We start from the raw sequence: 14,394 nt of genomic DNA, 5'->3' as shown, positions 1-14,394 counted from the left end.
CTGTATAACAAATGTATGCAATTTGTATTGCAATAATATGCGGAATTTGCAAAAACTGCAAAACGCATAGAACGTATAAACCCGCGACGTATTATCGCGACCTTATTAAGCTTTTGATTATGACTAAAATCATATTCGCTATCGTATTGATTACCGCTGTCCGCGCTGGAGCTGAGGTGTATGCCCAGAAAGCGAGTATTACGGCTAAGGATATCTCATTGAAAGCAGTTTTTGCAGAACTGCGTAAGCAGACGGGCTACCATTTCCTTTACCTGACGGACGATCTGAAAGACGCTCGTTCAGTGAGTATGCGTTTTAATCAAGCTCCGTTGGTTGATATCTTACAGCATTGTTTTGCCGACCAACCGCTTGCCTACCAAATTCGTGGAAAAAGGGTGTTGGTATCGAGGAAGGAAACCGTGTTGCCGATTTCCGATGAAAGCCGGGCGCAGGAAATGGTATCAGGGAACGTCGTGGATGATCAAGGTAAGCCCCTAATAGGCGTATCGGTGACCGTGAAGGGGACGTCCACCGCTGTAACCACAAATGAACGAGGAAAGTACGCTATCGCTGTTCCAACTCAGGGGTCTCTAGTGTTCACTATAGTAGGATATAAGCCACAGGAACATCGTTTTAACGAAATAAGCCGTCGCCTCGATGTGACGATGCAAGCTCTCGTGAGCGATCTGGATGAAGTGGTTGTTGTGGGATATGGCACTATTCGCAAGTCTGACCTCACTGGATCCGTAGCGCAAATCAAACCGGAAGATCTGCAGGCCGTACCCGTTTATAACTTGGAGCAAGCATTAAAAGGACGTGCCCCCGGTGTGCAGGTGACACAGAACTCTGGGCAGCCGGGAGGGCGGATAGAAGTGCGTGTCAGGGGTGGGAATTCGATGATCGGCGACAACCAACCGTTGTATGTCGTAGATGGATTCCCGCTGACCGGCGACTTGAATTTTCTCAATCCAGCGGATATCGAATCCATTGATATTTTGAAAGATGCTTCTGCCACAGCGATCTATGGGGCTCGCGGGGCCAATGGTGTAGTAATCATCACTTCAAAAAAAGGAAAAAAAGGAACGCCCAGCCGTGTAGAGCTGAACAGCTTCTACGGATTACAGGATGCGACAAAAAAATACGAACTTTTGAACGCCCGCGACTATGCCATCATCGCCAACGAGTGGTTGAAAAATGGGGGACAGGATCCTTATTTCGATCTAGACGAAGTGCAAGATCCTGGCACCGATTGGCAGGATGCCGTGTTGCGCACGGCGCACATCCAAGACCATACCCTCACTTTTTCGGGTGCATCGGAAAAGACGCAATACTCCCTATCCGGAAATTTTTACGATCAAGATGGTATTTTGATCAATACCGGAGTGAAGCGCGGTTCGGTGCGGTTGAATCTTGGACACGACGTGAAAGACTGGTTGCGGCTGAATGTAAACCTAAACCTTTCACGGAGACAGCAGCTAGCCGTGCCGGTAAACAATGGTTTTCGGGGCGGTGGCTCGATATTATCTGCGGCTGCATCGGCACCGCCGACACTATCCATATATGACGAGAATGGGCTTCCTACCCAAATCGAACGGGCTTATAGCTTTGGTTCTTCGGATATGAAAAACCCCATGATTTTTGCACAGGAGCAGACAACTTCACTCGGCAATACCGGCCTCGGCAACGCCAGTTTGGATGTGAAGCTAAGTGAAAATCTGACGTTCAGAACGTTGGTTGGTTTGGAATACGCCTATACATTGGAAGATGAGTTTCGTCCCATTATCTTCGAGGTAGACCGGGGCTATGCTCGCCAGCAAACCGATTACCGGAGTTCTTTTTTGAACGAAAATACGTTGACCTATTCCAAAGACTTTAATGATATACACCGGCTGACGCTATTGGGTGGATTTACCTATCAAACGGACTACAATCGCAATTTCCGAATCGACGGAAATGGACTGCCTGGCAATACCACCCGCAATTTTGACCTTTCGGCCATGGAAACGGTAAATCCGCCAACTTCGCGCATCTCAGAATGGGCATTGGCTTCTTGGTTGGGGAGGGCCAATTATACACTGGCAAACAAATACCTATTTACGGCAAGTATCCGTGCCGATGGTTCTTCCCGTTTCGGAGCGAACAATAGGTGGGCGATGTTTCCATCTGCGGCTGTGGCATGGCGATTATCTGAGGAATCCTTCATGCAAGACATCAGCTTCATCAATGATTTGAAAGTCCGCGCAAGCTATGGTGTAACGGGCAACACAGCGTTGGATCCATACCAGTCGCTTGACAGGATGGGGATAATGCGTAGCATCTATGGGAATAACGAAGTAGTGATCGGGTACAGCCCTTCAGGGATTTCAAATCAGGATTTGAAATGGGAAACCACCCGCCAGACCGATGTTGGATTCGACCTTACGATTTGGGATGATCGGTTGAATGTAACCGCGGATTATTATTGGAAGCACACGACCGATCTGCTTGCATCCGTACCACTGCCGCCTTCCGTAGGTTTTGGTTCTATTTTCCAAAATGTTGGCGAAATTAGTAACCAGGGAGTGGAGGTTGGCGTCAACGCTGATCTGTTGACAGGAGAGTGGAAATGGAATCTCGGGGCAATGTTGTCATCTAATCGGAATGAAGTAGTTACCTTGGCTGGGGGCAGCGACATCTACAGCGCCGGCCAAGCAGCAGTGTGGTCCAGTACGAACATCGCACGTGAAGGTGAGCCGTTGGGGAGCCTTTTTGGTTACCTCGAAGACGGATTAAACGAAAACGGATACATCAAGTATAAAGATGTCAACGGGGATGGTGTGGTGAATGCGCAAGACCGTGTGATCCTTGGTAATCCCACGCCGGATTTGATCTATAGTTTGAATTCTACCGTGTCTTACAAAGGGGTGAGTCTGACTGTTTTTTTGGAAGGTGTGCAGGGGAATCAGATATTCAACGCGACAAACGGTACGCATTTGAATTCCTTTCAACGCGGAAGTAACCAATTTCAGGACCTGATGGGAAACTATTGGACGATGGAGAATCCGGATCCGAATGCCAAGTATCCAAGAATCAGTTCGGCTTCCAATTTTGATATTTCGGATCGGTTTATCGAAAACGGTAATTACCTCCGGTTGAAGTCTGTCAATCTGGGATACGATTTACCTATAGCGAAGTGGGGCATGGCATGGTGCAATGCGTTGCGGATCTACGTGTCTGGCACAAACCTACTCACCTTTACGAAGTACACAGGCTTGGATCCCGAGGTCAATACCCGTGGCGAGGACTCGCAGAATATAGAAAATCGGCTGCGGATGGGGCATGACCAAAGCAGCTATCCCAACGCCAAAAACTATGTATTGGGATTTAGGTTAACATTCTAATTGAAAAAAATGAAACCGTCATGATTTGCAAAAATCACACAGTAGCAGAATTAAACAGAGCTTGCGAGCTCTTGAACACCTGTGTAGCAAATAGCTATGAAAAATCATGACAGCTTCATCACCACTAAATAAAAATTAAAATAGATGAAAAAAATAGGTTTATTAGCGATTGTGGGGCTCGGCGTATGGTTGACTGCTTGCCAAAACATGTTGGAAGAGGTGCCGATGGATTTCGTCTCGAGAAACAACTATTACCGCAATGCAGCAGATGCACAAGGAGCATTGAATGGTGCATATAGTAGCGTGGGTAAAGAGTTTTATGGCATCGATAATTTTATCTTATCTGAACTCCATAGCGATCTGGTACTTGGCCGTGGATCGCAAGCCCCCATTTCAAATATGGATCAATTGCTGGATCAGCAGAATATCGGGCGTACAGCAAATCATTGGTTCAGGCTGTACCAAAGCATCAATCGTGCTAATGCCGTTTTGGCTAATGTGCCATCTATTAACGACATCAGCGAAAGTGCACGTACCCGTATTTTGGCAGAATCTCACTTTCTTCGCGCGCTTGCTTACTTTGAGCTGGTACGGGGGTGGGGGGCTGTTCCGATCAAAACGGCAGAAAGTACAGATTTATCAGATTTGGAATCACCGCGTCGACCGGAAAATGAAGTGTACGATCTGATCATTGCCGACGCTGAGGCTGCAGAAATAGGTCTGCTTCCAACCGTCGGCCAGGAGACTGGTCAGGCCTCACAATCCGCCGCAAAAATGTTGCTGGCACACGTATACCTGACTATCGGTGACTGGGAGGCCGCTGCGGCCAAAGCAGAAGAGGTGATTACAAATGGACAGTATAAGCTGGTCGCCGTGCAGGAGCCGGATGATTTCTACGATATTTTTGCATCGAATACGAGTTCGGAGGATATTATGTCCGTACACCATTCAGACATCTCGCAATCGGAAATCACCAATTTCCTGCACATGGGAAATAACCTGCCATATAACTACAGCAGTACGGGGTTTTTTGCTTGGTTACCTAACGCAAAGTCCATGATAGGCGAGGAATGGGATGACGACGACTTACGTAAACCCTTCAACTTGTATACGGAAATCCAAAATGCAGCTGGCCAATGGGTGCCCCTTCCGACAACTACTCCGGTGCTGTTTAAGAAATTCATAACGGATAACAGTGGGCTCCGGACGTACAGCGTGCCGATTTATCGCTATGCCGAAACCTTACTGTTCTATGCAGAAGCTGCCTGTCGCGCAGAGAATGGACCTTCCGCATTGGCATTGGAGCGGCTGAATATGATTAGACGAAGGGCTTACGGATATAATCCTGACGTAGCTTCTCCGGTGGATTATCCGTCTGGCATGCAAGAGGAAGACTTCATTGACACGATCATGCAGGAGCGGGCCTATGAATTCTTGATCGAGCGGCGCCGTTGGTGGGATTTGAAACGCATAGGGAAAGCCAAAGAGGCGTTTGCCGCAATCGGCAAAACGTTGATTGACGAGCGGCTGTTATACCCGATCCCGGAAAATGAAATCAACAATAACCCGGCGATCGGTCAAGAAAACCAAAACCCTGGCTATTAAATATTTCACGCACAACTATTTGTTTTAATTCACAATTGATAGATGATGATAAAATTCAAAATATTCTTTGCCGCTATGTTTGCTTTTTTTTCGGCATATAGCGCACAGTCCCAAACAAAGCAATACGACCTCTGTATCTATGGTGGAACATCGGCCGGTGTAGTTGCTGCCTACACGGCGGCCAAGGCAGGAAAGTCTGTTATTCTTGTCGATCCCGGCCATAGACTGGGTGGGTTGAGCTCCGGTGGGCTCGGCCACACGGATATCGGTAATAAGTATGTAGTCAGTGGCTTAGCGTTAGACTTTTATCGCAAAATCGGAAAACACTACAATGCCTTTGAACAGTGGATTTTCGAACCAAAAGTGGCAGAAGCAATTTTTAACCAGTATATGGAAGATTGTGGTGCCGAAATGAGATTCGGACAATTGCTGCTGGATGTGGAGAAGGTTGGTGCCAAAATTACGCAAGCCCATTTCCGTTCGACTGAAAACCCGAATAAACCCTCACTGACGGTGAAAGCTAAAATATATATGGATTGCACGTATGAGGGGGACCTATTTGCAGCAGCTGGTGTATCGTATCACGTAGGTCGGGAAGACAATAGGGTGTACGGCGAAACACTTAATGGGGTTCAATTAATGGATGGACACCAGTTTCCGAATGGGATAGACCCTTATGTGAAGCGCGGCGACTCCAGTAGCGGGCTACTATGGGGGATCCGTGATGGCGAGCGGCTTGCCGATGGTACAGGCGATAAAAAAGTACAAGCCTACAACTACCGTATCACGCTCACTAACGTGCCCGAAAACCGTATCCCGATAACTGAACCGGATAACTACGATCCTGCCCGGTATGAGCTGTTGAAGAGACAGAAGGAAATCCAACCGTGGAAAGGGTTGAACGACGTATTCATCTGGAGCGGGATGCCGAACGGGAAAACCGATATCAACAACCGCAATGGCTTTTCGACCGATATGATTGGCATGAATTGGAACTACCCCGAAGCGAATTACACACACAGGCAGGAAATTATCAAAGCCCATGAAGACTATACCAAAGGGTTGCTGTATTTTGTGGGCAACGATCCGTCAATTCCAGAGTTTATCCGCGAGGAAATGCAAAAGTGGGGGTATCCTAAAGATGAATACGTAAACGATGGTCACTGGAGTCCGCAGCTCTATATTCGTGAAGCTCGGCGGATGGTTGGCGAACTGGTGATGACGCAGCACCATTGCCAAGGCAACGAGGTGGTAAACGATGAAGTGGGCTACGCCGCCTATACGATGGATTCACACAACTGTGATCGGTTGGTGATCAATGGTATGGTGAAGAACGAAGGCAATGTGGAAGTTGGCGGTTTTCCTCCATTTCCGATTTCCTACCGTGCAATTGTGCCCAAGCGTAATGAGGTTACGAATCTATTGGTGCCCGTCTGTCTGTCAGCTAGCCATATTGCTTTTGGTTCCATACGAATGGAGCCGGTATTCATGGTATTGGGGCAGTCTGCAGCAGTGGCTGCTTGTCTAGCAATCGATCAGGGCATCGATGTACAATCTGTAGATGTCTCGGAGATAAAAGCGGTATTGGCTGCCAATCCTAAAGCGGACCAGCGGCAGTCAGATATACTCATCAGCAGTTCCGATGTGTATGCTGTACAGTTTACCGGGAATTGGAGCCAGGGTAGTAGCGATGGCTACGGACGTAGCTACGTAGAAGCGGATAGTAAGGACGGGCAAAGTACGGCTAAATTTACTGCAGCTTCTTTGCCCGCCGGCAACTATGACGTGTATACCTATTTCCCGAAATCCGACAAAAGTTCCCAGTTGTTTACTTATACCATTTATGACGGCAAGACTTCCGACGAAAAGCAACTGGATTTGTCGCGTGTGGAAATAAAAGGACAAACATCCAGTACGTGGGTGCCTTTGGGAAGTTCTGTAGTTATCGATGGTGACAAACCCGCTTTTGTAGAAATCAGTACGAAAGGTGCAAATGGAATAGTTGCCGCAAACGCGGTGCTCTTCGTGCCTTCCGATGATCAAAGATAGACTGTGCTGTTGTTGGATTAGCTCAGTTGGTTAGCATCGATGTAGGGATTAAGCATAGGGTCGCTGGTTCGAGCATGGCTTCAGGGAGAAAAAAAAGAGAAAGTCGCTTATCTGCTAAGAAAAGCGACTTTCTCTTTCTAGCGTAGATTCTTGCTCTAGGATGTTTTTGTCACAGATCTCTTTTTTATTAATAGTTCATTCGACGTTCTAAAGTTCTAATGCGTGCCTTATTCTTTCCGTCTATTCTAGAGGCTACCGCCCATATTGCCGCAGGAAGCCAGCCTATTAAGGTGCATTGTAAAATGAGACATACAAAGCCTGTTAAAATTCGTCCCCTCAAAAAGAAAGATAACCAAGGAAGAAGAACAGCGATCAATATCATATTGTAATAAAATTCAGCATTTAAAGTATAAGTCCTACTACGTAATGGTAGTAGGACCGTTTAATTAATTTACGTCGATAATTTGAGTTTCTTGAGCAGCTTCCTCATCGTTTGCACTGTCCTTGTTATTTCGTTCGACCGTGATTTTACATTCTGTAAGCAGTGCGGCTAATGTGCCAACAGCAGCGAAAATAGGAGCTAATAATATCCCGATCACACCCAAGGTCACTGGAAAGCTCATGATTTCTTTTCCTGATTTATCAGCTATACTGATTTTTGTTACATTGCCTTCAGCAATTAAGTCCTGAATCTTCTTTAGTAAATTCTCTCCTTTTATTGAAAATGTTTCTTTTATTGACATAACATTATATTTTAAGTTGTTTTTATTCTGATATGTGGTGTGCCGTCGCTTTATTTTCTCTCTCGAATGAAATGGTGAGATTAGTAACTATACTAATGATGATAGCGACAACGATAAGAATGGGAAGTACAATCGCCAAAACCAATGCAAAAATCAATGGAAGATTAATGTATTCTTTACCCGCTGTAGAAGTGACTTTTAATCGGGTTGATTGTACGGAATTAAATGTATTTTGAAACGCTTTCGTAATGTTTTCACTATTTAAGGTAAATGTTGTTTTTGATTTCATGATGTATATCTTTTAATGTTTAAATAATATTTTCTAATTGTACACTTCAAAGATATGCCATAGGAAAGATAAGGGAAATGAGGATTAGGCAGATAGGCTGATGTATTCGGTAAAAGCTATGGTTTTTTCGGTGAATGTGGTCTATGTTTGATTTACAACGGACGATAATGAGAAGAGGCTTCCTGAAATCGATTTCAGAAAGCCTCTTTTTAATTGTGCTACAGAGATTTATCCTAAGCTTACCAAGCTTTCTGTCAAGATTTTGATTTTAGCTTCGGCATCTGCTTTTTTGTTTTGTTCATTTTCTACGATTTCCGGTTTCGCATTAGCGACAAAGCGTTCATTAGACAATTTCTTATCCACAGATACTAAGAAACCTTGTAGGTATTCAATTTCTTTGCGAATACGCTCTCTTTCGGTATCGACATCAATATTATTGGCTAAGGCAATATAACATTCATCTCTTCCCGCTAAGAAACTGACTGCTCCAGCTACTTTATCTTTTACGAAAGTCAATTCTTCAATGTTCGCTAATTTGATAATGCTATCTTGGTATTTCGAATAATCGATCTCGGTCGCATTAATGGCCAGCGGTAAAGGGATTTTTGGCGAAATACCTTTGGAATTTCGCACATTGCGTACTTCGGAGATGATCTGCTGAACTGAAGCAAATTCCTTAATGACATTTTCATTAAAACCTGCAATTTCAGGATATGGAGCTACGATGATACAATCTTTTGCATCGCGTTGGCCGAACAATTCATCATGCCACAACTCTTCTGTCAGGAAAGGCATAAACGGATGAGCTAATGAAAGGATTTTTTGAAAGAAGTTTTTTACCGTTTCTAAGGTTTCCTGTTCAATAGGCATTTGGTAAGCCGGTTTAACCAATTCCAGGTACCATGCACAGAAATCGTCCCAAATCAATTTGTAAGTTGTCATTAACGCGTCTGATAGACGGTAATATTTGAAATGTTCGTCTATTTCTGTCACCGCTTGGTTGAAACGGTTTTCAAACCATTGAGCGGCAGTTTTTTGTGCTGTAGTAGCTGGCGAACCTGTGGCTTCCCAACCTTTTACCAAGCGGAATGCATTCCATATTTTATTGGCAAAGTTACGTCCTTGTTCGCAGTAAGAGACATCAAACATCAAATCGTTTCCGGCAGGTGAAGACAATAGCATTCCCACACGAACACCATCCGTACCGTATTGCTCCATTAATTCGATTGGATCAGGCGAATTTCCTAAAGACTTAGACATTTTGCGACCTAATTTATCGCGGACGATACCGGTCAAGTATACATTCTTGAAAGGCGCTTTTTCGGTATAGTTGTGGCCCATGATAATCATGCGGGCCACCCAGAAAAATAAGATCTCCGGTGCGGTTACCAAATCATTGGTCGGGTAGTAATACTTGAAATCTTCGTTTTCGGGATTACGTACACCATCAAAAACGGACATAGGCCATAGCCCGGAGGAGAACCAGGTGTCTAATACGTCTTCTTCCTGTCGAATACTATCTACCGTTTTCCCTTGGCTTTTGAATTCCTGAATAGCTTCCTCCTGTGTTTTGGCAATAACCCATTCATTCTTCTTATTATACCAGGCCGGAATACGCTGTCCCCACCACAACTGTCGGGAGATACACCAATCTTTCACATTTTCCATCCAGTGCTTATAAGAGGCCGTGAATTTGTCGGGAATCAAACGAACTTCACCACTTTGCACGTAGTCTAAGGCAGGCTTAGCCAGTTCGTCCATCTTACACCACCACTGCATAGACAATTTCGGCTCGATAGCCGCATCTGTGCGCTCGGAAAAGCCGACTTGAGACTTGTAATCTTCAATTTTTTCGATCTGACCAACTTCTTCCAATTGTTTTGCAATTTTTTTACGGGCGATGAAGCGGTCTTCTCCGACCAAAATAATTGCTTTTTCATTTAGGGTACCGTCATCATTTAAGATATCGATAACATCTAAATTATGCTTTTGTCCTAGTTCGTAGTCATTTAAATCGTGTGCCGGTGTCACTTTCAGACAGCCGGTTCCGAATTCCATTTCTACATAGGTATCTTCGATAATCGGAATTTCACGGTTTACGAGAGGCACAATTATGGTCTTACCTTTCAAGTGCTGATAACGTTCGTCATTTGGATTGATACAGATTGCAGCATCTGCCATAATCGTTTCCGGACGGGTCGTAGCAATAATGACGTATTCGTCGCTATCTTTGATCTGATAACGGATGTAGTATAATTTTTGTTGTACTTCTTTACGGATTACTTCTTCGTCAGATAACGCCGTTTTCCCTTGTGGATCCCAGTTTACCATGCGTACACCGCGATAGATGTAGCCTGCTTTATAGAATTTGATAAATGTATCGATTACCGATTCAGAAAGATCCGGATCCATCGTAAATTTGGTGCGTTCCCAATCGCAGGAAGCTCCTAATTTTTCTAACTGTTTCAAGATAATACCGCCGTACTTCTCTTTCCACTCCCAGGCATATTTCAGGAAATCTTCCCGGGTAAGGGACTTCTTGTCAATACCCTGCTCTTTGAGCATGGCTACTACCTTAGCTTCGGTCGCGATCGAGGCATGGTCTGTTCCGGGTACCCAACATGCATTTTTTCCTTGCATTCGAGCCCTACGGATCAATACATCTTGAATGGTGTTGTTTAGCATGTGACCCATATGCAATACCCCCGTTACGTTTGGTGGTGGCATTACGATGGTATAAGGCTCACGTGCATCAGGGGTAGAACGGAAAAAACCGTTTTCCATCCAGTATTGGTACCATTTATCTTCTGCTTCTTTCGGATTGTAAGTTTTTGCTATGCTCATTTTTACTTTAGTAAATAAGAACGCAAACTTAGATAAATTTGCCTTTATATACAATTATTACAATTATAATAGCGTGACATACAAAGGCAAAGTTATCGGTCTCTCCTCTGCCTTTGATAATTTATTGATAGAGGAAATTTAAGGAAATAAATGATATAAATATCAACAAACACTTGTGAACGAAGTATGAGTTGTCTAAGTTTGTGAAACCAAAATATTAGGCATGCAATCTTCTCCGTTAAGCTTTAAACAGTTGTTATTTGATCTGCGATTTGTACTGTTTTTGTTACTTCTAGTAGAGATTTTCTGCGGATTCATTAGTCTGAAATATGATCAAACAGAACAATTCCGAATCGTAAATGCCTTTCATTACGAATGGGCAGATTGGTTTTTTAGGGTGTTTACTAACGTGGGAGACGGGTTATTTGTGGTGGCAGCAGGGGTGCTGCTGATTTTTATGCGGTATAAGTATGCTATCCTGACTACTGTCTCGTTTTTGCTTTCAGGACTTGTTGCGCAGATTATTAAAAAATCGGTAAAAATGCCTCGTCCGGGATCGGTATTCAAAGATGATCCAACATGGTATACCTTACCCGACTATCATATTCACGGAAATTACAGTTTTCCTTCAGGGCATACGACCAGCATTTTTGCACTAATGATGGTATTGTATTATGTTTTCCCCTCCCAGCGCAGCAATCCATTATTCTTTATTTTAGCCTGTCTGGCCGGATATTCGCGTGTTTATTTGTCGCAACATTGGACTGGGGATGTCTATGTCGGAGCGATCGTAGGCTCGGTTGTTACGTTATTACTCATTTATTTATTTCAGCAGATGAAGTGGTATCACAGTAAGTGGGCGAATAGTAAATTCCGCGTGTAAATTTTAGATTAAATTTAAGTTAATTACCTTTGCCTACATTTTGATAATAGGCAACGTGAAACAACAATACAAATCGGTATACTTTTTACTTCTATATTTCGTTTTCTGGCTCTTCATAGCTTGGATAGATAGGTTGTTGTTTTTATTGTTTGCTGCTCCGGTAAATACAGGATTCACTTTTCAGGAGATTGTGCGTATATATTCGGCAGGATTTAAACTGGATTTATCGATGACAGCCTATATTTGTGCGCTGCCTTTTATCGGTTATTTCCTTTGGTCAATAGTTCCAAACTGGTCTTTTTCGACCAAATGTATACGGATATATACCTATTCCATCTTGACTATTCTTGGTTTTTTATCGTGTATCAGCGTCAATCTTTATACTGAGTGGACAGATAAGGTTTCCCAGCGTGCCATCGAGACATTTTTTGAAACACCACAAGAAGCTTTTTTATCTGCTGTATCTACTAATTTGTGGATTCCTCTTTTCGTCTTTGTCGTCATTGCGATAGGCGGAAGTATGGTTTTCAATCTGTTGTTTAGGAGTGCCTTTGTAAAATTTAAGACACATTTTACGCTTCATATACTGGCTTTATTTGTTGGGTTGATCGTTCTATTCACGTGTATTCGTGGTGGCTATGGTACGTCCCCATTGAATGAAAGTATGGCCTATTATTCATCCAATCAGTTTTATAACCATGCGGCTGTAAATACACATTGGTCTTTTATAAATGATGTGGTAAACAGCGCTAGCGGAGGCAACCCATACCACTACTTCAACGATAGTCATGATATGGATCGTATTCTCGCTCCTGTATTTCCAGAAAAGGGAGATTCATCCATTTCCATCTTAAATACACAACGACCCAATATCGTATTGATTTTATTGGAGAGCTTTACAGCGGATCTGATCGAAAGCTTGGGTGGAGAAAAAGAGGTGACTCCAAATTTAGATCGAATTTCGAAACAAGGACTATCTTTTACACAATTCTATGCTGCGGCTGATCGTTCAGATAAGGGCATTATTGGCGTTTTTTCGGCCTTTCCGGCACAGGGCAAAGAGAGCATAATTAAATCCATTAAAAAGCATGAAAAACTTGCTGGGATAGGAGAGGAAATCCATCGTGTGGGATATCATACATCATTTTATTACGGAGGGCAAAGTGAATTCTATAATTTCAAGTCCTATATGATGTCGCATGGGGTGAATCGTGTTGTCGATATGGCTGATTTTCCGTCCTCATATAACGAGTCATCATGGGGGGTATATGATCATAATGTACTTGAAAAGATGCTTGCGGATCTAAATCGTGAAAAAATACCGTTCTTTTCGACTGTTTTTACGATTTCAAATCACGAACCTTTTGATCTAAAAACAACCTACAAATTCGGTAACAATACTACGTCTAACAGATTTAAGAGTACAGCATTTTACACCGATTCGGTTTTAAATGAATTTTTAGAAAAAGCAAAAAAAGAAAGCTGGTATACGAACACCCTTTTCATAGTTACTGCAGATCATGGACACCGATTGCCATATGACCGTGAAATCACCGATCCAAAGCGCTTCCATATTCCTTTAATTTTCTTTGGGGATGTATTAAAAGAGGAATTTAGAGGGCAGAAAATAAATAAAATAATGGGTCAGGTCGATTTGGCTTCTTCTATCTTGAATCAATTGAATGTATCCTCGGATCGGTATTGCTGGAGCAGAGATGTTTTTGATACGCAGTTTACATCCTATGCATTTTTTAATACCAAGCATTCCTTTGGGGTAATTTCGGAAAACGGTACATTAGTATTTGACCCCCAGTCACAGCAAGTGATCTCGTCTTCGGGAGATGAAAAAAGCCTTTTAAATATAGTGAAGGCTTATAATCAAAATGTGTATGCTGAATATCTCAACTATTAGGATTTTACGCCAGCTTGGATTTCTCTTTTATTTAGTGGGTTAACAAAAATGGTGAATATAGTAAATGCGAATATAAATTCCCATAGTTCCCATTTACGCGAATGATCAAGAAGCATGACCAATACAGTAGCAACTAAAAAGAGTATGCTTTGAAAATTTGTGGCTACAGGAATACCAAACTGGTTAACAAGCCTCCTGATTTTATCGCTCCTCCTGTAAAGTATTGGAAGTATGATAAAATAAATACCAAAGATTACCGAAAAAGCATAAGAAAATATAATTTTATTGATCTTTGTTCCGCCTACAACCATATTATGGAGATTTGTTTCTCCCTGTGCATTGTTTTGTTTGAAAAAATCGGAAGACTCAACACCAAAAATACGTTGGCCCCAGGAAATCTCTTCACCCGCTCCAAAGATCAAACCTACAATCATAATAGCTAATCCTATTTTCCAGTTCAGTTTATGATTCGATTGGAATTTAGCAAAAATAAGAATGAGGAAAACCGCTGTTAAAAACAGAAATAAAGAAGTTAAATTTTCGAAAACCCCGTCTTCCTCTACCAGTTGAGAAAATACCGGTAAATCGCTGAAGTAGTAATAATATGAAATTAAAATACTTCCCAAAGTAACGATGGTAGGGAATAGAATTTGATTTTTTTTCGCTTGCATAAACAAAGGTAATTATTT

10 protein-coding genes are annotated in these 14,394 nt (G+C 42.9%); 5 read left to right on the top strand and 5 right to left on the bottom strand.

Annotation, left to right across the window (positions count from 1 at the left end; genetic code table 11):
- Positions 1-119 precede the first annotated feature (119 nt).
- The 3 genes from FAZ15_RS18795 (at position 120) to FAZ15_RS18785 (ending at position 7,034) form a co-directional block, all read left to right on the top strand.
- Positions 120-3,380, top strand: a complete 3,261-nt coding sequence (locus FAZ15_RS18795; RefSeq protein ID WP_162305010.1) for a TonB-dependent receptor — start codon at positions 120-122, stop codon at positions 3,378-3,380.
- 144 nt (positions 3,381-3,524) lie between these two features.
- Positions 3,525-4,985, top strand: coding sequence for a RagB/SusD family nutrient uptake outer membrane protein (locus tag FAZ15_RS18790; RefSeq protein ID WP_136902859.1), 1,461 nt, complete (start codon positions 3,525-3,527; stop codon positions 4,983-4,985).
- A 42-nt stretch (positions 4,986-5,027) separates the two neighbouring features.
- Positions 5,028-7,034 (top strand): FAD-dependent oxidoreductase, encoded by a 2,007-nt coding sequence (locus tag FAZ15_RS18785; RefSeq protein ID WP_136902858.1) that lies wholly within the window; start codon positions 5,028-5,030, stop codon positions 7,032-7,034.
- A 187-nt stretch (positions 7,035-7,221) separates the two neighbouring features.
- Here the strand turns inward: FAZ15_RS18785 and FAZ15_RS23150 are convergent, their stop codons facing one another.
- The 4 genes from FAZ15_RS23150 to FAZ15_RS18765 form a co-directional block, all read right to left on the bottom strand.
- Positions 7,222-7,416 carry a YqaE/Pmp3 family membrane protein gene (locus FAZ15_RS23150; RefSeq protein WP_136902857.1) on the bottom strand — a complete coding sequence of 65 codons (195 nt, stop codon included), beginning with the start codon at positions 7,414-7,416 and terminating at the stop codon, positions 7,222-7,224.
- A 64-nt stretch (positions 7,417-7,480) separates the two neighbouring features.
- Positions 7,481-7,777: a DUF4342 domain-containing protein gene (locus FAZ15_RS18775; RefSeq protein WP_136902856.1), complete on the bottom strand. Its 297-nt coding sequence runs from the start codon at positions 7,775-7,777 to the stop codon at positions 7,481-7,483.
- Positions 7,778-7,799: 22 nt separating this feature from the next.
- Complete coding sequence (locus FAZ15_RS18770; protein WP_136902855.1) at positions 7,800-8,066, bottom strand: DUF4342 domain-containing protein; 267 nt, start codon at positions 8,064-8,066, stop codon at positions 7,800-7,802.
- A gap of 228 nt (positions 8,067-8,294) precedes the next feature.
- Positions 8,295-10,910, bottom strand: coding sequence for a valine--tRNA ligase (locus FAZ15_RS18765; RefSeq protein WP_136902854.1), 2,616 nt, complete (start codon positions 10,908-10,910; stop codon positions 8,295-8,297).
- A 223-nt stretch (positions 10,911-11,133) separates the two neighbouring features.
- Here FAZ15_RS18765 and FAZ15_RS18760 point away from each other — a divergent pair, with 223 nt between their 5' ends.
- Both FAZ15_RS18760 and FAZ15_RS18755 read left to right on the top strand, forming a co-directional pair.
- Positions 11,134-11,793 (top strand): phosphatase PAP2 family protein, encoded by a 660-nt coding sequence (locus tag FAZ15_RS18760; RefSeq protein WP_136902853.1) that lies wholly within the window; start codon positions 11,134-11,136, stop codon positions 11,791-11,793.
- 55 nt (positions 11,794-11,848) lie between these two features.
- Positions 11,849-13,705, top strand: a complete 1,857-nt coding sequence (locus FAZ15_RS18755; RefSeq protein WP_136902852.1) for an LTA synthase family protein — start codon at positions 11,849-11,851, stop codon at positions 13,703-13,705.
- On the opposite strand, the gene FAZ15_RS18750 is transcribed toward FAZ15_RS18755, so the two are convergent.
- On the bottom strand, positions 13,702-14,376 hold the full coding sequence (locus tag FAZ15_RS18750) for a hypothetical protein (RefSeq protein WP_136902851.1): 675 nt from the start codon (positions 14,374-14,376) through the stop codon (positions 13,702-13,704). The genes FAZ15_RS18755 and FAZ15_RS18750 overlap by 4 nt on opposite strands.
- Positions 14,377-14,394: the final 18 nt, after the last annotated feature.

Source organism: Sphingobacterium olei, from assembly GCF_005048855.1.
GTDB classification, from domain to species: Bacteria; Bacteroidota; Bacteroidia; order Sphingobacteriales; family Sphingobacteriaceae; genus Sphingobacterium; species Sphingobacterium olei.
This window is presented reverse-complemented; position numbering and strand designations above follow the sequence as displayed.